The following is a 20,893-nucleotide window of genomic DNA, read 5'->3' as shown; positions in this document are numbered from 1 at the left end:
TTGCAACTATTAATGGCGCAGGAGGATTAAGGAACCATGTCACGTCAGTTTATTACAGAAGCCGTGATGGTGGCCATTTACGGTCAATTGCTAGCGCCGCCCGCGCCTGTTGAATATATTGTTCCTTATACCACCATCCTTGAGCTATATGAATTCCAGACCAGTCCTGATCCCATGATGGATAACCCGGCAGATGATCAACATGTGAAATCCAAAATCAATGAAATGATTTCTTATTTCGAGGAACCACTGAATAAGAAAAAAATAGAACGTGCGTTACTTGTTCCATGGGCCAAAAGCCCCTCCATTTTATTTGGTGACCAAGTATCCATTGCCATTATCAATGCAATAGATACGGCACAGTACGGGGAGTATTTCGATCCCATTGAGACCGAACTGCTGCTGACATCCCAGCGTCTAAGTATCCCGATTCTTACCGATCAGGTTGAACTGATCGCACGTATCATTGAGTCCGAATCACCTGTACAGGTATTTGATATTGATGATTTTGATTTTGCGATGGATGATGAACCGCTGGATCAGGTGTAATTCATCATGGAGTGCGTGAAAATCCCGAATACAAAAATGACCTCAGTACCCACTTTATCGTGGATGCCAAGGTCATTTTTTTGCGTCAGCACTTATTTTATTCCGCATTATTCCGCGTTATTCTGTAATATCCCGCGCTAACAGGATTCGGCTAATCTCATTCAGAGGTGGTAACGACTCCATGGCAAAAAACTTCAGACCCGCATCACTATTTACACGCGATTCTACAAGGTCATTCTGAATGATCAGTGTATGGAACAAGGCAATGACGTAATACTCTTCATCTCCGCTGGAATGCAGATACCGAAGATCAGGCCCCGAATACAGCCCTTCCAGAGTCATGGTACCAGCAGTCCAACCTGTCTCTTCCCATAACTCCCGATGTGCAGCATCTTCAATGGCCTCCCCCGGGCGCATCTCACCGGCTGGCAGCCGCCAATGACCGTGCCCGGCATGCTGAATCAGCAGTAATTCACCTTGTTCGTTCTCAGCCCGCACCGCTGCTTTAACAACAATATGAGAGCGTTTTGCGATATACTGGGCCAAATCTCGTGGTGGCAGATTCACTGCTTATCCCCTCCTCCTACTCGGAAGCCGGTGGCGACCTGTAATTCACCTATTACCTAGAGATACTTCAAGAATTAGATTTCGGTATAACGATATTCGATATCCTGACCTTCATCAACGATATCGACATGCAGTTGGTGCCCTTTCAGATACCAATAATCATGATCTTCCATAAAGAATTGAATCCCCGACACTTCGGTCTGATCCGCAGGATGTCTTGGTTTCTCCACAGCAATGCCGAGCGAAAATCCAGGATGAAGACCTCCGCCAGAGCTATAACGGGCAAAAAATCGAATGCTGTCTCCCTCGTTCAAATTCAGTTCTTCCTTGTACCAGCGAGCAGCTTGATCGGATACATGTATGGTACTCATTCGGTGTCAGCTCCTTCTGTATATATATGTTCCATCATATCTCGACAGGGACTTGAATACAAACCCGGGAGAGCATATGAAGACAAATTAAGTTGTGAAAAATGTTTGACAGATTGTAAAAGCTGGTGTTAAGATGCAAACATACGAGGTCTACATTGTATTTATTTCCAAAAAAGAAAGGGTGATTACGGTGTTTAACAAACATATGATAGGTCAATTCAGCACACAATTAAATACCGGAGCACACCCGAAATCATTATTCCGTTCATAAGTCGGCATGACAAGGCGTTCTTTCATTAGAACCTCTGTGATGTTTACTCACAATCGAACTTATATATGGTGACGGCTCTGTTCTCGGAGCCATGCTGCCGTATGATTATATGAAGACATACCGCCTGCGTGCGGTATGTCTTTTTTTGTGGGTACATTTCGGCATACATGAACGGAATCTGCATTTCTCGGACATCGAAAGGAAGGGATAACACTTGTTCTCTGTACTTAAAAACCTGGCCTGGTTCTTCCGGCTGGAACGCAAACGATACCTAACCGGTGTCATCTTGCTTATTCTGGTGGGCATTGCCGAACTGCTGCCCCCTCGTCTTCTTGGCAATGCCATAGATGAGATTGTGCGCGGTTCCATTACCGGCACCTCACTTACCCGTTATATCTTGCTTATTCTGGGAACGGTCATCATTATCTATCTGGTTACATACGTTTGGATGCACAAACTGTTTGGAGGTGCCAATCTGGTGGAACGGCTGCTCCGTTCACGCTTTATGGACCACTTGTTACGGATGACTCCTCCTTTTTTTGAGAAAAACAGAACGGGAGATCTGATGGCTCGGGCCACCAATGATCTTCGTTCCATTGCCACTACAGCAGGCTTCGGCATGTTGACCTTAACAGACTCTACAGCCTTTCTGGCCACCGTATTGTTCGCCATGGGTTTCCTGGTTAGTTGGAAACTGACCTTGGCGGCAATCCTGCCTTTGCCTTTTATCGCCATTGCCATGATGATCTATGGTAAAGCTGTACATCAACGTTATACCCTCGCACAGGATGCATTCGGAGATATGAATGACCAAGTGCTGGAATCCATTGCAGGGATTCGTGTTGTGCGTGCCTATGTGCAGGAACGTCTGGACGAGAAACGGTTCGCCGACGTAACCGAAGATGTGTATCGCAAAAACCTGGCTGTTGCCAGAATGGATGCCCTGTTCGAACCGACGATCCGACTCTTCGTTGGACTCAGTTATGTGATTGCACTTGCCTACGGCATATATCTTGTATTTCATAATGAAATTACTTTGGGGGATCTCGTATCGTTCAATATGTACCTGGGGATGATGATCTGGCCCATGTTCGCCATCGGTGAGTTGATTAACCTGATGCAGCGCGGTAGCGCTTCCCTTGATCGGGTCAATGAGACTTTATCGGTAGAGCCCGCTGTACAGGATGTGGAGCAACCAACTCATGTTACGAATCCGGAAGAAATTGCGATGCAGGACGTTACTTTCCGTTATCCCAGCTCCACAGTTGACAATCTCAGTCATATCAGCTTCTCGCTGCGACGGGGCCAAACATTGGGTGTTGTGGGTCGTACGGGTAGTGGTAAGTCTACTCTGCTCAAACAACTGCTTCATGAATACCCTGCCGGTTCGGGCACATTAAGCATCTCGGGTCATCCGATTCAGGAGATCGCCAAAGATGACTTGCACAGCTGGATCGGGTACGTACCACAGGAACAGGTTCTGTTCTCCAAATCCGTTCGTCAAAACATTCAATTCGGTAAACCTGGAGCCAGTGATGAAGTCATCATGGAGGCCATTCGTACCGCCGCTTTTGACGGGGATCTGGGAACCTTGTCCGATGGACTGGATACACTCGTTGGTGAAAAAGGAATCTCGTTGTCCGGTGGACAGAAACAGCGGGTATCGCTGGCGCGTGCCTTTATTGCTAATCCTGACATTCTGATCCTCGATGATGCCTTGTCTGCTGTCGATGCACGTACCGAAGCCAAAATCATTGAAAATATTCGCAACAAACGCTCGGGTAAAACCACGCTGATCTCGACTCATCGCCTGTCTGCTATTGAACATGCTGACCGAATCATCGTTCTGGAGCACGGAAAAATTACGGAAGAAGGCACTCACCAGGAATTGTTAGCCATGAACGGCTGGTACCGTGAACAGTATGAACGGCAACAGGTCGAGTCCAATCTGTCCACGTAGGAGGTCAATTCATTGAAGTCTAATACAGGCAAAAGGCTGCTTGATTACGCCTTGAAAGCCAAAGGAACATTTATCGCCGCATTAATTATGCTTACCATTGGTGTTGCGGCCGAGCTTGCCGGGCCGTTCATCGCCAAATCCATGATCGACAATCACTTGCTCGCGATTGAGCAACCGTTCTATGAGACAACAGCTTCAGATGAAGCCGCAGTCTACAATGGTAAGAACTATAAACGCGAAGGCTTGTTCGAACCGGATGAAAAAAAAGGTTCCGAAGTGCGGGTATTACAAGCCGGCAAGAGTTTTTATTTTGTAAACGAACCGGTCAATGCACCTGACGGGGACCGCACATATGCGGATGGAACCCTCACGGTTACACGCGCAGGTGAAGTGACGGGCCAATATGCGGCAGCACCCCTGTCCGCTGGTGAACTGTTTGCTTTTTACAAACCGGAGATGCCCAGCATCTATCAATTAATTGTGTATTACATGATCTTCCTCGTGATTTCGGTCATTATGGAGTTTGGTAAAACATTCTGGCTGCAGTCCTCGGCCAACAAGGTCATTCAACGACTGCGTAACGATGTTTATGCCCACATCCAGCGACTGCCGGTGCACTTTTTTGATAACCTGCCCGCAGGTAAGGTTGTATCCCGGGTCACGAACGATACAGAGGCCGTCAAGGATCTGTTCGTTGCTGTTCTCTCGAACTTTTTCTCAGGGATCATCACGATTACAGGTGTGTATGTTGCACTCTTCCTGCTTGATGTTCGTCTGGGTCTGATCTCATTATTCGTGGTACCGATGCTCATTACATGGATTGTGCTCTATCGTAAATTCGCCACTCGTTACAACACGATCATTCGGTCACGACTGAGTGAGATCAATGCAATCATTAACGAGTCCATTCAGGGGATGTCCATTATCCGCGTATTCCGCCATCAGAAACAAACCAAACAGGAATTCGAGGATCTGAATGATGACTATATGAAACACCAGAACAAAATGCTCAACCTGAATGCCTTCACCTCACACAACCTGGTTAACGTATTGCGGAATATCGCCTTTGCGGTGGTCCTGTGGTACTTCGGTTCCAGCGTGTTGGATGGCACAAGTATTATCTCCCTGGGTGTTCTGTATGCCTTCGTTGATGTCCTGGGCCGCTTGTTCCAGCCAATTACCGGAATGGTGAATCAGCTCGCCAACCTGGACTCCTCCCTCGTATCCGCTGGTCGCGTCTTTGAGCTGATGGATGAAAAGGGAGAAGCCGTAACCGATGGCTCCATGCCAAGATACAAGGGGAATGTTGTCTTCGACGATGTATCCTTTGCCTATAAAAAGGACTTCGTGCTTAACAATATCTCGTTCAAAGCATCACAAGGTCAGACGGTGGCTCTGGTCGGTCACACCGGTTCGGGTAAGAGCTCAATCATCAATCTGCTGTTCCGGTTCTATGATCCGCAAAAAGGCAAGATCACAATCGATGGTCAGAACGTCAAGGATCTGCCTAAACAGTGGATTCGCGAGCATATGGGGATTGTATTGCAGGACCCGTATCTGTTCACAGGCACCATTGCTTCCAATGTCAGTCTCGGCGATGAGAAGATCTCCCGTGAACGAATTGAACAGGCGCTGCGTGATGTAGGTGCTGAACGTATACTGGCTCATTTGCCTCAAGGCTTTGACGAACCTGTTATCGAAAAAGGAAGCACATTGTCTGCTGGACAACGTCAGTTGATCTCCTTTGCTCGGGCACTGGCGTTTGATCCGGCCATCCTCATTCTGGATGAAGCAACTGCCAATATTGATACGGAAACGGAAGCACTCATTCAGAACGCACTTGAAGTCCTCAAAAAAGGACGTACCACCTTCATCATTGCTCACCGTCTCTCCACCATTCGTTCGGCAGATCAGATTCTGGTTCTGCATCGTGGGCGTATCGTTGAGCAGGGTTCACATGATGAACTGATGGAGCTTAAAGGCCGCTATTATAAGATGTATCAGCTTCAGCAAGGTACGCAAGCAGCATCGATCGTAACTGCGGAGAATCCGTCGGGCAAGACTGTTCAAACATCAGCCTCATTTGCAGGAGGAAATGCATAATATATATGCGCTCAACAGGCAACACAAAAACCGATCTACACGGCTACCTTAGGGGTTCGCGGTGTAGATCAGTTTTTTTATTTTTATCTGGACTTTGTTCTGTTACTGTTTATTTCGCCCAGACAAAAAACAATCCGCGCACAACCTCACGGCTGCTGCGGATTGTCTATCCATCCTTTGATCGTATACCCCATGTACATCATGGTCTCCCTTGCGAGAAAAGGAAACTTGCTGCGCCAGGTTCGATAAGCTGTTGTTCGTGTCGGAGAAGGTACAGCATCCATACCCAGTCCAGCAGCCAGCTTCATGGCTCGTTTCATATGCAAAGGATCACTCACAATCGTATACGTTTCATAACCGGCCTGTTCACCGATTGGAATTGAATTGACCAGATTCTCCTCGGTGATTCTGGATGTGGTCTCTATGCGAATGTTCGCAGGATCTACTCCATGTGTGATGGCATACTTCTGACCAACTTCAGCTTCCGTATGTTCTCCTTCACCACTTGATCCACCTGTGAAAAGCAAATTCCGAACCGTACCCTGGCGATATAATTCAATCCCGTGTTCGATACGTTCACGAAATACAGGTGAGGGGTTATCTCCCTCCACGGCTGCACCCAGAATGATTGCTGCATCCGATACCCTCGATGAATCCTCATTCGTATATGAAGATATTCGTACTGCCGTAACCACGGTCCATAGGATTCCAACAAATACTACAGTCAGAGCCATAATTAATATCCAGCGTTTCGTTATCCTTCTGCTTGTCATTCATCCTCTTCCAAAGCCCTTGCTTGCATACTCTCGGTATGCATACGCTCCAGCGTTTGCAGAGCTGCTGCGGATTCGGCATCCAGACCAAGCTCTGCAATCCAGGCACCCGTATATTGCTGAAGACGAATCTCCAACTCCTGTGCACGGTCTTTGAAATCCTCCAATTCCTTAATCATGCGTGAACGTCCTTCCGGACTGAATGTCTCATGAATGCGTTCCTTGAAATAATGATGTACGATACGGTTACGTTGCTGCCATAATTCATTCAATTGGCGAGTCTCTTCCTCAGAGAATGTAAAATGATGGCGCACTTCGTGAATGAGCTGCCCCAGTGAACTACTCATTTTTCGTTCGTACAGATCTTCCAGATCTTCTTCAGACACAGCCTTGCCCTGAGACATTTTCATTAATAAAATCAGATTGACCAGCTGCTGTTCAAGCGCCTGCCCGTAGTAAACTGCCAATCCGTAATAGGCAAACAATTCCCTGGAGTGTTCGCTGTCCAGCATGTCACCATTCTGGATATCTGTATTTTGCATTGCGAGCGCCTCCTTCAACCGTACAATGGTATCCATTCCATGTCCCTCTATCCTAACCAAACCAAGAGCAACATTCAAGTTATCAGGAAGCGCGTCTTCTAACCCCGCAGATCTCTTCTACCGGACAGCCACACATGGATAATCAGTAACCCCATTGCGTAGAGCACAGTCCAAAGCATAACCGAAACAAACGAGTCCATCTTTGATTCATCAAATAACATCATCTCACGAACCAGATAAAAGGCTGGTGGAAGAATACGCCCAAGCCAATCTAACGATTCAGGCAAACGTTCACTTAAGGAACCTTGGATAAATGAAAGTAATAATACAATAATGAGGGCAGGCATACTGCGACTAAGCATGGGAATGTACGATTTTTGAAAGAATACACTGATGCCCAATCCCAGCAACGATAATCCCAGATGTCCTAACCAGGTCATCATCCATTCCTCACCTGTCGGTTGTCTTTCGAACATTCCAGCGAACACGGGATACAGCACAGTGATTGCGGTGAGAATGAATTGCATTGTCCAGGCACAGATGAGTTGACTTATTACAACCTTACGCCTGCTCCCTGCATGAAGGACGAGTAATTGAACCTGCTTCGCAGGTTCGGTATTCATCACCATGACTCCATGCCAAGCTGCTGCCAGAAATAACAACATAGCCGTGACACTGTAACTGTCCGCTATTGGGTTGGGTTTGTAGGAATAGATCAGCAGCATGGTGATGATATACAAGATAACGGGTGCAAAATATTTCTGTGAGCGAATGTGATGCCTTAACAAATATCCGGTCAGATAGATCATTCGGCTTCTCCCCCCGCATCATCCATGGAAGAGCTTAAGTCCACAGATTCTGTGACACCTCCAAGACTCGCATGTGCAGCTGGATGTTGTCCTTCCAGCAGACTTTCCATATGTAATTGACTTTCTTCCTGTTGTACAGACACAACCGAACCTTCAGATGCCAGGATCATTCTGAGGACATCATCTGTTGATTTTTGAACCACTTTCCAATCCCACACCCAAGATTTTGCGTTCCCCAAGCTCGTATTACGAACTAAAGACAGTACTCCCGGTTGTTGTACACTGGATGGATCGTTAGCTAGATCCTCACCAGCTTTCGTCAGACTTTGAATACGTACAACTGGTTCACCGGTTTGTAGTATATCCTCACGACTCCAGTAGCGGAGCACACGGCCTTTTTTCAACACAATCACCTGGTCTGCCAAACGTTCAATAAGCAAAGGTTCATGACAAGCTGTAACGATGGATGTCCCTTCATCCTTCCATTGCCCCAATAAGGATACAACTGCCTCCTGAGCTGGAATATCCAAACCGGATAACGGTTCATCCAGCAACAAAAGACCACCCGGTCCAGGTAACAGGGCCTGAATCAAATTCACTTTTTGCAGTGTGCCCTTTGACAATAGAGATAACTTCTGATCGATCGCGGTATCCAGATATAAAAGTTCACTAAGTTCTCTAATCCGCTCACGCAGTATTTCGGGGCGAATGCCCCGAATCCGCCCCATGTCCCACAAGTACTCTCTTGAGGTGAAAGGTACACGCGGCAGGCCATCTACTGCATACTTCTCAGAATCCTTCAATGTACGCTGAATCGACCCTGTATCAGGTAACAAAATACCCGCCAGTATACGTAACAATGTACTTTTGCCTGAGCCGTTTCGGCCAACAAACACAGCACATTCTCCTTGCTTCACTTCCAGATTAATTTGATTCAATACCTGAGTGTTACCTAATTGTTTGCTCACTTGTTGAAGCAATATACCTCCATCTGATGAGTCTGGTGCAACTTGATCAGAATTGTTGGAAAGTCCACGTTTACTCCATATCACTTGGCGTCACATCCGTTCTGGAGCCTGCACACCAAGCAAATACAGACTATGCGAGAGTCGTTCAGCAGTACGCTTGGCCAATGCCACCCGGAAGGACCTTACATCAGATGACGCATCCGCAATCCGTTCGGCGTGATAGAAGCGGTTGAACGTTTGAGCTACATCTATTGTATATTTGGCAATGACCGAAGGCTCATTCCGATGAATTGCTTTTGCCAGATACTCAGGATATTCACCAAGCAGTTTCAGCAACGCCCAAGAGGTATCTCCGATCAAGAATGAAGTGCTCACTGTTTCATTCTCACCATCTGCAAGGCTGGGGTTGGTCAGATGGGTTTCATTTTCCACGCGGATTGCCTCTTCTGCCTTGGCAAGCACACTTTGAATCCGGGCATGGGTATATTGCACATAAGGTCCGGTCTCTCCTTCAAAACTCACCGCATCTTCCAGTGAGAAGTCCACATCGTTTAACCGATTATTACGCAGATCACCGAAGATAATGGCACCTACCCCTACAGCCTCGGCTACCTTCTGAGGGTTCTCCAGATTCGGGTTTTTCTCCTGAATAATCTGCAAGGCACGAGCGACTGCCTCATCCAACACCTCCTGCAAGAAGACGACTTTACCGCGGCGTGTGGACATTTTCCGTCCCTCAAAACGCATCAATCCAAACGGGATATGTTCACACTTCGCAGACCATTCATGCCCCATGCGGGATAGGACCGCAAATACCTGCCGGAAATGTAACTTCTGCTCGCCTCCGACCACGTACAACAACCGATCTGCCTTCATCACCTCATGACGATAAACCGCTGTAGCCAAATCCCGTGTGGGATAAATTGTCGTTCCGTCTTTTTTGATAATCAGGCACGGGGGCATGTTCTCGTCCTCCAGACGTACCACGAGTGCTCCATCACTCTCTTCAAGCAAACCTTTCGCCTGGAGTTCTTCAACCACCGCACCCATCTTGTCATTGTAAAAGCTCTCTCCCAGCGTATGGTCGAACTGTACATTCAGACGTTCATACATCCGATTGAATTCCTGCATGCTCACTTCCACAAAGAACGCCCATAACCGCTGTGCTTCTTCATCCCCTTGCTCCAGCTTGCGGAACCAGTCCCGTGCCTCAATCTCCAGAGAAGGATCGCTCTCCGCCTCATCGTGAAAGCGCACATACAGTTCCAGAGACGTACGGATCGGGTCTTCCTGCAAAGCTTCATCATTGCCCCACCGTTTGTACGCTGCGATCTGCTTGCCAAACTGAGTGCCCCAGTCTCCCAGATGATTCACACTTACAGAGGTATAACCCGCTTCGTTATACAACCGATACAGTGCTGCACCGATTACAGTAGAACGCAAATGTCCAATTCCGAAGGGTTTTGCGATGTTAGGGGAAGACATATCAATCACAACACGCGAACCTTGACCAAGCTGAAGCTTACCAAATGCAGCATTCCCCAGTTCCTTTAACAGATTGGGCGCGATCTTCTCCCGATTGAAACGGATATTTACATATGGCCCGGCGGGAGTCGCTTCAATTCCAGAGGCCTGCAATCCAGTTGCGAGTTCAGTCGCAATGACTGCCGGTGCTTTTTTTAATGGCTTCGCCAATGCAAAACAAGGGAATGCTGCATCCCCCATCTCCGCCTGAGGTGGAATTTCGAGTAATCTTAGAACCTCTTCTTCATTCAATCCCGTTAAAGGGGCAATATCGGCCGCAGCCTGCTTCATCAACATATTGAACACTCCTTATCCATTCATTATTGGCTGAAAATAAACACAAAAAAGCTCTCGTCTCTACATAAGAGACGAGAGCTGACTTAACAGTTCCCGCGGTACCACTCTAGGTGAACAGTTGCACTTCATATGCATCAGCATGCATACCCGTAGAACCTGTTCCGCTCAATGCGTATAACGGTCGCAAGCCGGGTTACCCTCAGACAGATATGGCCTATCCCCAATCGGGATACGTACATCTTTTCGGATAACCATCTCACGGGTGCGGTTCACTCAGGTCATGTCATACCGGCTTCCACCTCTCCCGGCTCGCTGTCATGTATGGATCTGGCTACTCTCCCGATCATGGATATTCTTCGTTTCAATTCATTGCCATCATTATACATACCTTGGTCTGAGATGGCAACCAGAGGATTTACGTCGAGATGAATGTACTCGCTGGCGCACAAAATTGTACCTTAAAAATCCCCTCCAGAAGATAACGTCTAAGCACATCGTCACAGATGTCCTAGGTTCCGCTACATTCACTGAGGGGACCAACATAATTTTAATTTTATGATATTTCAAAGCATTAATATTTACGCTACTGCTGCCATCAACCGGCAAGCTTCTGCACATCTGCGGCAAGCCTCTGCACATGCTTGGCAGTGGTCATGGTGGTGTTTGCCACACTCTGCGGCGCAAGCCTCACAAGCTTTCACACACAATTCGCATATTTCAGCAATGAAATCACTTCCCCGTGTCATTGCTTGTGCAGCAAAACTGCAGATCTCCGCACATTCCCGATTCAAACGAATGCAATCACGCAGCATCGCCAGATCATATTCTTTCAGACTCGATATGTAACATATGTTGCAAGCATTCATACACTCCAGGCAAGCATCGATACATTGTTGATATTGTTGTTGTGTCATTTAAAGTTACCTCCCAGGCAAAGTTTGCTATGCTTCTTAATACCCAGGACGGAGGAATGTTGAATCATCTAACCTACTTTATCGCTTCCAATTCCAGTAATTGGTCACGAATGACAGTTTGGTCAAAATGTTCACCTATAAACACAGCAACATTAGGGACATCTCCCTGAGGTGTGATCTTCATATAATCGGATTCGCGGTAGGCATACTGGAACCAGAAGCGGCTCGCCGTGTCACTAAAAGATAAAATGCCTTTTGCTCGATACACATCCCGTGGCAATGCAGATACAAATTGTTCAAACGCCTCGCTGTTCACCGGATGACTGAAATAGTGCGTGTACACCATGACATGTTCGTGTGAGGCATGAGGAGCTACATGCTCGTGACCGTGGTCATGGCTATAGGAAGCGTCAGTATTTGTAGCATCACCTTGGATCGTATGATGTTCATGTCCATGACTGCAGCCATGTGTATCACAGGTTTCCGTATGCACATGATGCTCTTGTTGAGCATGTTTACCTACTTCAGAAGCTGAATCACGCACGTGTACGTCTGCCCCGCTGCGAAGCAACAGATCCATCTCCACCTCACATTTGACCGTAGGGATTACAGGTGCGAAGCCATTCCATTTTGCCAAAAGCTGTTCCAGATCCTTCAGTTCCTGTGCACTCACCCGATCCGTTTTATTCAAGAGAAGCACAGATGCACAACGAATCTGCTCCTGCATCAGTTTAAAGGTCTGCCCCTTCTGCTCCTGATACAGTCCAGACAGATGTGCTGCATCCACAACAGTAATGAGACTTTTCAATTCCAGACGCATGTAGAGTGAGGTCTCCGTGACCGCATCCAGGATCTCCATTGGGTTCGCCGCACCGGTTGCTTCAATGATGATCACATCAGGTGACTCCTCTTGAACGAGATCGGCAAGTTGCAATCCCAAGTCACCACGTACGGTACAACAGATACACCCACCTAACATCTCTGTCATGGGAACGGTGGAATCCACAATCTGACCATCCAGATTGACCTCGCCTAACTCATTCATAACCACTGCGGGACGCAAACCCTGCTGTTGCCAATGTTCAATCAACTGAACAAGCAGTGTTGTTTTGCCACTTCCCAAAAAACCTGACAGTATATATACAGGTATGGATTGTTCTTTTAAAATCGTTTCATTCATGCGTTTACACCTCTCTGATTGTCCTTCTTGTAACCTGATCTCTGTATCTAGCGAGTGTACACCATCCCGTATTCGTTGTGCAATAACGTTCAACTCTTCCCCAGTACATTGCCTGATTCTAACGGATGGTCTATGCTATGGAGGACATGTGGATTGAAGGAGGAAGTTTCATGACTAATTCAGTGGAACAACATCGCCAGGAAGCGCCGACCACGGTATCTTGCATGATTGTTACCGTGTCTGACACGCGCACCAAAGACACCGATACCAGTGGTCAGCTCATGCACCAGCTTCTGAGTGAAGCGGGCTATCAGATTGTTGAATACATCATCACACCTGATGAAACAGAGAACATTCGAAGCATCCTGCAAGATGCAGCGGTTCGTGATGATATTGAAGCCGTGCTGCTTAGCGGCGGAACAGGAATTGCACCCCGAGATACAACTTACGAAGCAGTATCCTCACTACTCGACAAGGAACTCCCCGGCTTTGGTGAGATCTTCCGTTTTCTCAGTTACACTGAAGATATCGGTTCCGCTGCGATCCTGAGCAGAGCTGTCGCTGGAACGATTGGACGCACAGCCGTATTCTCCATGCCAGGCTCCAAAGGAGCTGTCAAATTGGCCATGGAAAAACTCATCTTGCCCGAGCTGCGGCATGTGATGCGTGAAATATATAAACCCGTCTGAAGGATCAGACGGGTTTTTGGGTTTATTTTCAGCTGTAAAGTACGAAGGGGATCTCGCTGTACTTACCTTAGTTGCCCCAGCACATGTTGGAACACCTGCAACACATCCTGTTCATACTTGTCCTTTTCCCCACCCGAAGCTGTATAAACAAGTGAGACGTATCCTTTGCTTCGAATCGTTGTCCGGCCAAGCGCATTCTCCAAGACAGCCTCATCACGATTCTCACTATACATTTGTCTCATGCTGGCAGCCCGGGTTGCTGCATCACTGAAAATATGGACTTTTACGATGTGCCTGCCACTTCCATTCAACAAGTACATATAAGAGATCCCACCATGGCCATCATCTTCAAACATATTATTCATCAGCTGAATGCCTTTGGCTTCAAAACTCTTACTGATCTCACTCACCAATTCACCGTTTAATCCGTGTCCCTGACTCTGTGCTCGCACATTTCCTTCATGTGTTGCTTCGCGGGTGTAGACCTTCCGCTCCTGCTCAATGGATGATGCCGAACAAGCCACCAGGGACCAGACACTCGTGATCAGCACTCCACTTACAAGTACCGACTTCATTGTTCTTCGAACTATATTTCGCCCTTTTCTACCAAACCACATGCCAATCCTTCCTTTCCAGCCACGTATACTGTGACCCAATCAGGTAGAATTAGCATGTCTAAGGACATAGAATCTTATGCGGATGGCAGATCTGATATTGTATTGACCACAGTCCGACCTACTGCACCACCTTGGAGTATCGTCTCCAGCGTATGAGGCAACTGATCCAAGGAAATTTCCCGGATTCCCAGTTCCAGCGCGCGCTCCGGTTTCCATTCTCCGCCAAGCAGTTCCCACAGCCGTTCCCGACGTTCCATTGGGCAAAATACAGAGTCTATACCAATAAGCTGGATACCACGCAAAATAAACGGGAGTACCGTAGATTCAAAAGCTGTGCCGCCTGTTAACCCGGATACCGCTAACGCACCTCCGTATTGAATCTGTTTCAATCGCTCCGCGAGAGCTGGTCCTCCTGTTGGATCAACAACGCCCGCCCATAGCTGTTTCCCCATGGCTCCTTTGGCTGGAGCATCAGCTTCTTCACGAGTAATCACCTCTGAGGCACCCAAGTTTCGGAGCAATGACTCCTCCTGATCCTTCTTGCCTGTGCTGGCTGTTACTTCAAAGCCAAGTTTCGCCAGAATCGCAACTGCCATACTTCCAACACCACCCGTTGCACCCGTAACCAGAATCTTGCCCATCTCCGGTTTCACTCCAGCCTGTAACAGCGCATCTACTGAAAGTGCAGCCGTGAATCCTGCAGTTCCAATTGCCATGGCTTCTTTCTCACTAAGACCCGGTGGCAGAGGCACCAGCCATTCACTGCGCAGACGAGCATACTCGCTGTACCCCCCGTAATGGGATACGCCAGGTTCGAACCCTGTACTGATCACCCGATCTCCTGGTGCAAAACGTCCACTCACCGACTCCTCTACCGTTCCGGCCAGATCAATTCCCGGTACCATCGGGTATTCACGAACGACACCACCCTTTTCAAGAGTCGCGAGTCCGTCTTTATAATTGACACTGGAATACTGCACCTGTACCGTTACATCTCCGTTTGGCAGATCTTCCTTCTTCAGTTGCTCTATAGCAGCTTTCACTCCGCCCTGTTCTTCTTTACGGACAACATATGCGTTAAATTGATTTTTCATTGATAGCCACTTCCTCTTCCAATTTTGTATATTTTTCCATTAAACACATGAATTGTTCGCATTCAGGCTTAACGGCACCTTTACCTATGGAATCTTCCTCATGTTAATGATCAAGCTCTGTCTCTCTCTAACGTCAACAGATAGATTAGTGGACCCACAATGGGAATAATGCCTGCTAGTGCCCAAGCTGATGAACGTCGACTCGCTTTAGCATCCCTGTATATCGCAAGCATCGAAAGTAAGGTCAGTAGTACAAAATCAATGGTCATGATATGTACAAAGGAAGATTGCCTGAACGCGTCCATATATACATCCGGATCCCCCTGCGTCATAGCATAGAATGCTGCCCCCAGCGTCAACAGCAGAAGAACTACATGCGTCAACTTGTGGGCAGCTACCCGTCCAATTCCCGAGTCCCGGTGACGACCAAAATGCAAGCTTGCGTAGCCCGAAGAACCATATGCGGATGATGACCATGCATAGTAGGGAAGCAGCGCAAAAGCACCTAATCCAAAAGAAAGCAAGACAAAAGGCCAAGCCGGTACACGTCCACCTCGTCCTTTCACAGATGTTCTTAACAGCATACAAGCATACACTGCCGGGAAAATACCTAACCACGAAAACACAGTAAGTAACCAAGGCTCTTGGCTTTGCATTGTGATCAGTTCTTTGAATATCGGATCACTTCCTGGTGACTGCCCCGGTGCCAACAACAATGCATAGGCAATAAAAGCGATCCAGACCAGTCCTAATATCCATCCCATGTCTGCACCTCCTCTTACTTTCATCCCCTACAGCTGTGGGATTGAATCAATAGTTGCAGAATTTGGCGTCTCCTGCGCTTTCCCGAGAAATAATGACTGCTTTTCCCTTCTAATTACGTCTTCAATACGTACGTTTTTCAGTACATCTTCTAGAATTGCGCAACATGAACAGTATAGCCTGCTACCTTGGCAGTCTGTCCATGAGATTTCTTACATCACTGGTCCATCTCAATGGGATCATACACGAAAAATGTAGACCTTTTATTAGCATCAAAAAGGCATAAGCCAGTATGCCTCACTGGTTATGCCCCTCTGTAATTCTGATGTGTAGATCATTCCTCTGTGGATTTCACATGCTCCGCAATGAGCTTCTGCTTCATATTCCATGCCGCAGGGCTGATGTTCACACGGTAGATCTCCGGATTGAGCTTCCGTTGGTATTCAGGCCAGAACAGATTCATCTGTTCCTTATGATACGCACGAATCTCATCCAGATTAGGCAACTCATACACTTTGCGTCCGTTCACAAAGATCGGCTCCAGCATATTGATCGCTTCGTAGCGGGTAACCGTCTTTTTCAGGTAAGGGTGTAGCGGGTTGAACAGCTTGAGCGGTCCGCCCTGTAGAGGCTGCTCTTCATCTGGATAGCAGATATAATCTGCAATCGCTTTGCCATGTTTCGGATCAATGATCCGGAACACTTCCTTTTTACCTGGCGTGGACACCTTTTCAGGATTGGCAGATATTTTGATCGTAGGCAACATGGCACCGTCCACTTCACGCTCCACCAATTTGTACACTCCACCCAAAGATGGCTGGTCAGAAGCGGTAATCAACTGTGTACCCACACCCCATGTATCAATCCGGGCTCCTTGAGCCTTCAGGTTGAAAATCGTATTTTCATCCAAATCATTGGATGCAACAATTTTCACATAATCCAGGCCAGCCTCATCCAACATCTGACGTGCCTGAATGGACAAGTACGCCAGGTCACCACTGTCCAGACGAATCGCATTCATCTTTTTGCCTTGGCTCTCCAACTTCTTGGCGGTCTTGATGGCGTGAGGTACTCCACTGTTCAACGTGTCAAAGGTATCAACCAACAGTGTAACCTGATCAGGCAACACTTTGGCATACACGTCAAACGCCTCCTGTTCGCTCATAAAGCTCTGTACCCAGGAATGGGCATGTGTACCTGCTGTTGGGATTCCAAAGCGCTCTCCGGCCAGCATATTGGACGTTGCATGGAAACCTGCCACATACGAGGCACGTGCGCCCCAGATGGCAGCATCGGCTTCCTGTGCACGCCGTGTGCCGAATTCGAGCAACGTATCCTGCTGTGCTACCTGTTTGATCCGCGAAGCCTTGGTTGCAATCAACGTCTGATAATTCATGAAGTTAAGTATCGCCGTCTCCACCAATTGTGTCTCCATAATAGAGCCTTCTACCCGAATGAGCGGTTCGTCAGGAAAAACAATTGCACCCTCCTTCATGGAATGAATCGTCCCCTGAAATGAAAACTGGAGCAATTCTTCCAGAAAGACCGGATCGTAATTTTCCTCTTGTTTGGATAAAAATTTGATGTCGTCCATCGTAAACCGAAGCTGGCTGATATAGTTCACAATCCTTTCCAATCCGGCAAATACCGCATATCCGTTGCCAAAAGGAAGCTTACGGAAATAGGCTTCAAATACCGCCTTCCGCTTGTGCGTACCATTCACCCAATGGGCGTACATCATGTTGATCTGATATTTATCCGTATGTAAAGCCAGGCTAGTTGTCTGCATTTGTCTCATCCTCTCTGACTTCCGCTCATGCCCCCAGATTTCATCTGAGGACACGGGTTAACATATGGAGACTTATTCTTCATGATTCTGTTTATCCGTATTAAACAAACAAGTCTCCCGCAAAAAAACTCTATACACCATTCACCACATTCATCCGGTTCCTAACATGAGTTCAACCCAGCATGACTATGGAGTAAATTAAGCCAAGACTGTCTCACTCGCCTTAACCACCGAAGCACCCAGGCTGGAACGAAAATGTCCAAGTGCCCACTCATGCCCTGCCGGATTGAAGCTGGCAACGGCATCTTCATATATCGTAATATGAAAACCTTTATTGTAAGCATCCACTGCGGTATGCAATATGCAAATATCCGTACATACCCCAATCAGTGCAATATCCGTAATACCACGTGCACGCAGTCTGAGTTCCAGATCGGTCCCACAGAATGCACTATATCTCGTCTTATCCATCCACTGTATATCTGTTTTCCGTTCTTCCATCACTTGGGCAAGACGACCATACAACTGTCTTCCCTCCGTATTTCTGATGTTATGAGGTGGGAAAAGTGCAGTCTCCGGGTGATACGGATCATTCTCTTCGTGCAGATCCACAGCCATGATTACCTCATGTTTGTTCTTACAATAGGCCTCGGTTACAGCTGCAATCGTCTCGTCGATCTCTACTGCCGGCTGACCTACAGGCAAAGAACCTGTCACAAAATCCTTCGTGAAATCAATGACAATCAGTGCTTTCATCGTCAACACTCCCTTGGCCCAGAATTGGTTGATCCTGATTCAATCAGATTGACACTTCCACACCTTATTACGTATAGATGGAAAGGCGTGGTACAAGTTCTGTAAAACGATATAACTGCGCCGGACGCTGCGAGTACTGGTTGGAACTCACCAGGTTCCCCTCTTCATCCCGTACTTCTTCCACAATGCCTTTGCGGCTGCGGGTAGACGTAATTTTGCGAATGAAGTTTGGTTCTTCAAAATCCGGTACAACACTTTGAATAACCTGATATAATTCACTTAATGTAAAATCACGTGGCAGGAACTGACGAGCAATCGTCGTTTCCAACATCTGCTGTTGAATGCGTCGATAAGCATCTTCGATAATTGTTCTGTGATCAAAGGCCAGCTCCAGTTCTTGCAGCGCCTCCTGAATGGTGAACAATCCAACATCCTCAGCATCATCTGCTGCCTGGCGTTGATCCAACATCCATTCTTCCACAAGCGCGAAAAATGCGTGAGAGATAATCCAGCCCCTCGGGTCACGGCCCGGCTGACTGTATACATTCAAGTACTCCAAATGTCCACCGTCTACACCTGTCTCTTCCATTAACTCACGCTTTGCTGCACCGTAGATGGATTCATTCTCCTGACAAAAACCACCGGGTAATGCCCATCTGCCTGCAAAAGGCCAGCCTTTGCGCTTGATCAGCATCACTTTCAGTTCCCGAATGGGTAGTGTCTTGGTCACCGTCTTGCGCTCCCGCTTGGTCAAGGTGAACATAACGATATCCGCAGGCACACCATCGGGTGTACGATATTTCTTGGAACTATAGGCACGTGCTGCTTGTTCGTCGCTCTCTGCATTGAAGTGTTCGTAGTTTTCGCTCATGGGCACCACCGACTATTTTCATTTTGATAATTTCATTATGACATAATAATATCTTTTGTCAACTGCAGGATTCGTGCTTTACGTTCTCGGGCGCGCTATACGGAATGTCGCCGTAGCCATGCATCCCAAAGTGCCCGATGCATCACGAACCTCCGATTGAGTCGTCACACTGCGTCCAGCCCGATGAAGTACCGTGGCAGTCACCGTTAATTCCCCTTGTTTCATCGGTGCCAGAAAATGTACATTCAGGTTTGTTGTCACACAGCCATCTACTTCCATTGCTGCTGTTGCAACCATCCCCATCGCCTGGTCCATCAGCGAAGTTAATACACCCCCATGGATAATCCCCATGGAATTGGTATGATGTTCGCCTGCTGTTAACGCGATCTGTACTTCTTTTCCGTCTCCTTTAATATAACGACAGCCGAGAAATCCCCAGAATCGTCCGTCTCCGTCTTCCACCATTTTGTCCAAAATACTCATTATTCATTTCTCCTTTATTCACTGTACGTATCAAGCTCTCTTGATGTCATGTGCCTTTATCATTAAAAATAGCTGCGCCACACAAAATAACCCCACAGCGTGGAGCTTTGCTTGGAATTATATTCCGAGTACTTGGCGATAGCCACTCCAGGTTTACGGTTGTGCAATGTAAGAAAAGCTTCTGATCGAAGCCTTATCGATGATGCCACATTCGTGGTTTAGCAGTTGCTTTTCTTGCGATTATCGAATCCTTCAGCTACGCTGAAAACTTATAATTCTATAATCGTCAAAAAAGGCGCGGACAGCGTCCGCACCCTTCCGTCATTTAACCGCAACTGGTCGGAGGTGAATCCGTTCCAGCCTCCACGTTTACTTTTTCGGAAACCGTATCCCGGATAACAGAGATCACGAGTTGAAGCAAGTAGTTGATGTCGCTCTGGCTCTGCTGGAATTCCGTAACCAATGGAATACTGTCCAGTTCGCTTTGCAGATCTTCAATTTCCTGTTCAATTTTGCTGACCATCTCCACATTTTTGAAGCTCTCAAAAGCAACAATTTCTTTTTGTTTCTTTTTAATCGTTGCAATCAACTGCTGGATGCGCTCATGATCACGAATTTTGGTTTCAGCCTGTTGAAACTGTCTAACTTCCTCACTCGTTCCGAGCATATCAGCCAACTCTTTGGCTTTTCCCATAATGTCGTCGCGTATGACCAGATTGCGCGTATCGTAGGTAGGCATTCCGTAATGGTTGTACTGCACTTCTTCCTGCGCCACTGAAATCGCTCCATTCTATGAGATGATATAAGATGAATAATGGATGTTGCACTAAGCTCAGTTGACTGCTGAGTGACCGCTGCGGTGTCGGATCGTTCTTTTGATCGCTGTTGTCTCCAAATTTTTTGGATTGAACATATTCAAGGTTAAAATTCGGAGACAAAGGCGAACGCTTCGCTTCTACAGAATCGATTCCGTCACCTTCGCTACGCTCGGCCGCAACCCCACT

Annotated in this window: 21 protein-coding genes; 4 read left to right on the top strand and 17 right to left on the bottom strand. The window is 47.3% G+C overall.

Annotation, left to right across the window (positions count from 1 at the left end; all coding sequences use genetic code 11):
- Positions 1-36: 36 nt before the first annotated feature.
- Positions 37-549, top strand: coding sequence for a hypothetical protein (locus tag ACE3K2_RS07650; RefSeq protein WP_036609214.1), 513 nt, complete (start codon positions 37-39; stop codon positions 547-549).
- A 117-nt stretch (positions 550-666) separates the two neighbouring features.
- Here ACE3K2_RS07650 and ACE3K2_RS07645 read toward each other — a convergent pair whose 3' ends face one another.
- Complete coding sequence (locus ACE3K2_RS07645; protein WP_421888653.1) at positions 667-1,116, bottom strand: NUDIX domain-containing protein; 450 nt, start codon at positions 1,114-1,116, stop codon at positions 667-669.
- Positions 1,117-1,190: 74 nt separating this feature from the next.
- Positions 1,191-1,487 (bottom strand): HesB/YadR/YfhF family protein, encoded by a 297-nt coding sequence (locus ACE3K2_RS07640; RefSeq protein ID WP_017689086.1) that lies wholly within the window; start codon positions 1,485-1,487, stop codon positions 1,191-1,193.
- A 485-nt stretch (positions 1,488-1,972) separates the two neighbouring features.
- Here ACE3K2_RS07640 and ACE3K2_RS07635 point away from each other — a divergent pair, with 485 nt between their 5' ends.
- Both ACE3K2_RS07635 and ACE3K2_RS07630 read left to right on the top strand, forming a co-directional pair.
- Positions 1,973-3,718 carry an ABC transporter ATP-binding protein gene (locus tag ACE3K2_RS07635; protein WP_421888651.1) on the top strand — a complete coding sequence of 582 codons (1,746 nt, stop codon included), beginning with the start codon at positions 1,973-1,975 and terminating at the stop codon, positions 3,716-3,718.
- 12 nt (positions 3,719-3,730) lie between these two features.
- Positions 3,731-5,821 carry an ABC transporter ATP-binding protein gene (locus ACE3K2_RS07630; RefSeq protein WP_421888649.1) on the top strand — a complete coding sequence of 697 codons (2,091 nt, stop codon included), beginning with the start codon at positions 3,731-3,733 and terminating at the stop codon, positions 5,819-5,821.
- A gap of 146 nt (positions 5,822-5,967) precedes the next feature.
- Here ACE3K2_RS07630 and ACE3K2_RS07625 read toward each other — a convergent pair whose 3' ends face one another.
- The 7 genes from ACE3K2_RS07625 to ACE3K2_RS07595 all read right to left on the bottom strand — a co-directional run bounded on the left by ACE3K2_RS07625 (position 5,968) and on the right by ACE3K2_RS07595 (position 12,828).
- Positions 5,968-6,594, bottom strand: coding sequence for a YdcF family protein (locus ACE3K2_RS07625; RefSeq protein WP_421888647.1), 627 nt, complete (start codon positions 6,592-6,594; stop codon positions 5,968-5,970).
- Positions 6,591-7,172 carry a hypothetical protein gene (locus tag ACE3K2_RS07620; protein ID WP_421888645.1) on the bottom strand — a complete coding sequence of 194 codons (582 nt, stop codon included), beginning with the start codon at positions 7,170-7,172 and terminating at the stop codon, positions 6,591-6,593. Before ACE3K2_RS07620 ends, ACE3K2_RS07625 begins: the two co-directional genes overlap by 4 nt.
- Before the next feature lie 62 nt (positions 7,173-7,234).
- On the bottom strand, positions 7,235-7,945 hold the full coding sequence (locus tag ACE3K2_RS07615; RefSeq protein ID WP_421888643.1) for a hypothetical protein: 711 nt from the start codon (positions 7,943-7,945) through the stop codon (positions 7,235-7,237).
- Positions 7,942-8,997 (bottom strand): ATP-binding cassette domain-containing protein, encoded by a 1,056-nt coding sequence (locus ACE3K2_RS07610; protein ID WP_421888641.1) that lies wholly within the window; start codon positions 8,995-8,997, stop codon positions 7,942-7,944. Before ACE3K2_RS07610 ends, ACE3K2_RS07615 begins: the two co-directional genes overlap by 4 nt.
- Before the next feature lie 6 nt (positions 8,998-9,003).
- Positions 9,004-10,734 carry an arginine--tRNA ligase gene (gene argS, locus ACE3K2_RS07605; RefSeq protein WP_421888639.1) on the bottom strand — a complete coding sequence of 577 codons (1,731 nt, stop codon included), beginning with the start codon at positions 10,732-10,734 and terminating at the stop codon, positions 9,004-9,006.
- 578 nt (positions 10,735-11,312) lie between these two features.
- The gene (locus ACE3K2_RS07600; RefSeq protein WP_421888637.1) at positions 11,313-11,648 is read right to left on the bottom strand and encodes a four-helix bundle copper-binding protein; all 336 of its coding nucleotides are present in this window, start codon (positions 11,646-11,648) and stop codon (positions 11,313-11,315) included.
- 73 nt (positions 11,649-11,721) lie between these two features.
- Complete coding sequence (locus ACE3K2_RS07595) at positions 11,722-12,828, bottom strand: CobW family GTP-binding protein (RefSeq protein WP_421888635.1); 1,107 nt, start codon at positions 12,826-12,828, stop codon at positions 11,722-11,724.
- Positions 12,829-12,998: 170 nt separating this feature from the next.
- On the opposite strand from ACE3K2_RS07595, the gene ACE3K2_RS07590 reads away from it, so the two are divergent.
- Positions 12,999-13,517: a MogA/MoaB family molybdenum cofactor biosynthesis protein gene (locus ACE3K2_RS07590; RefSeq protein WP_091017221.1), complete on the top strand. Its 519-nt coding sequence runs from the start codon at positions 12,999-13,001 to the stop codon at positions 13,515-13,517.
- A gap of 62 nt (positions 13,518-13,579) precedes the next feature.
- Here ACE3K2_RS07590 and ACE3K2_RS07585 read toward each other — a convergent pair whose 3' ends face one another.
- The 8 genes from ACE3K2_RS07585 to ACE3K2_RS07550 form a co-directional block, all read right to left on the bottom strand.
- A complete protein-coding gene (locus ACE3K2_RS07585; RefSeq protein WP_421888632.1) occupies positions 13,580-14,134 on the bottom strand; it encodes a hypothetical protein in 555 nt (184 codons plus the stop codon).
- Positions 14,135-14,208: 74 nt separating this feature from the next.
- On the bottom strand, positions 14,209-15,228 hold the full coding sequence (locus ACE3K2_RS07580; protein WP_421888630.1) for an oxidoreductase: 1,020 nt from the start codon (positions 15,226-15,228) through the stop codon (positions 14,209-14,211).
- Between the two features lie 110 nt (positions 15,229-15,338).
- Entirely contained in the window at positions 15,339-15,992 is a 654-nt protein-coding gene (locus ACE3K2_RS07575; RefSeq protein ID WP_421888628.1) for a hypothetical protein, read from the bottom strand.
- A gap of 332 nt (positions 15,993-16,324) precedes the next feature.
- Positions 16,325-17,779 (bottom strand): nicotinate phosphoribosyltransferase, encoded by a 1,455-nt coding sequence (locus ACE3K2_RS07570; RefSeq protein WP_421888626.1) that lies wholly within the window; start codon positions 17,777-17,779, stop codon positions 16,325-16,327.
- A 198-nt stretch (positions 17,780-17,977) separates the two neighbouring features.
- Positions 17,978-18,535 (bottom strand): cysteine hydrolase family protein, encoded by a 558-nt coding sequence (locus tag ACE3K2_RS07565; protein WP_421888624.1) that lies wholly within the window; start codon positions 18,533-18,535, stop codon positions 17,978-17,980.
- A gap of 67 nt (positions 18,536-18,602) precedes the next feature.
- Entirely contained in the window at positions 18,603-19,406 is an 804-nt protein-coding gene (locus tag ACE3K2_RS07560) for an NUDIX hydrolase (protein ID WP_062833857.1), read from the bottom strand.
- Positions 19,407-19,484: 78 nt separating this feature from the next.
- Positions 19,485-19,889: a PaaI family thioesterase gene (locus ACE3K2_RS07555; protein ID WP_421888622.1), complete on the bottom strand. Its 405-nt coding sequence runs from the start codon at positions 19,887-19,889 to the stop codon at positions 19,485-19,487.
- A 325-nt stretch (positions 19,890-20,214) separates the two neighbouring features.
- Positions 20,215-20,628 carry a RicAFT regulatory complex protein RicA family protein gene (locus ACE3K2_RS07550; RefSeq protein WP_197997748.1) on the bottom strand — a complete coding sequence of 138 codons (414 nt, stop codon included), beginning with the start codon at positions 20,626-20,628 and terminating at the stop codon, positions 20,215-20,217.
- Positions 20,629-20,893: the final 265 nt, after the last annotated feature.

It is taken from the genome of Paenibacillus sp. (genome assembly GCF_048976745.1).
GTDB lineage: Bacteria > Bacillota > Bacilli > Paenibacillales > Paenibacillaceae > Paenibacillus.
Note: the sequence above shows the minus strand (reverse complement) of the source record. Positions and strands in the feature narration are given on the sequence as shown.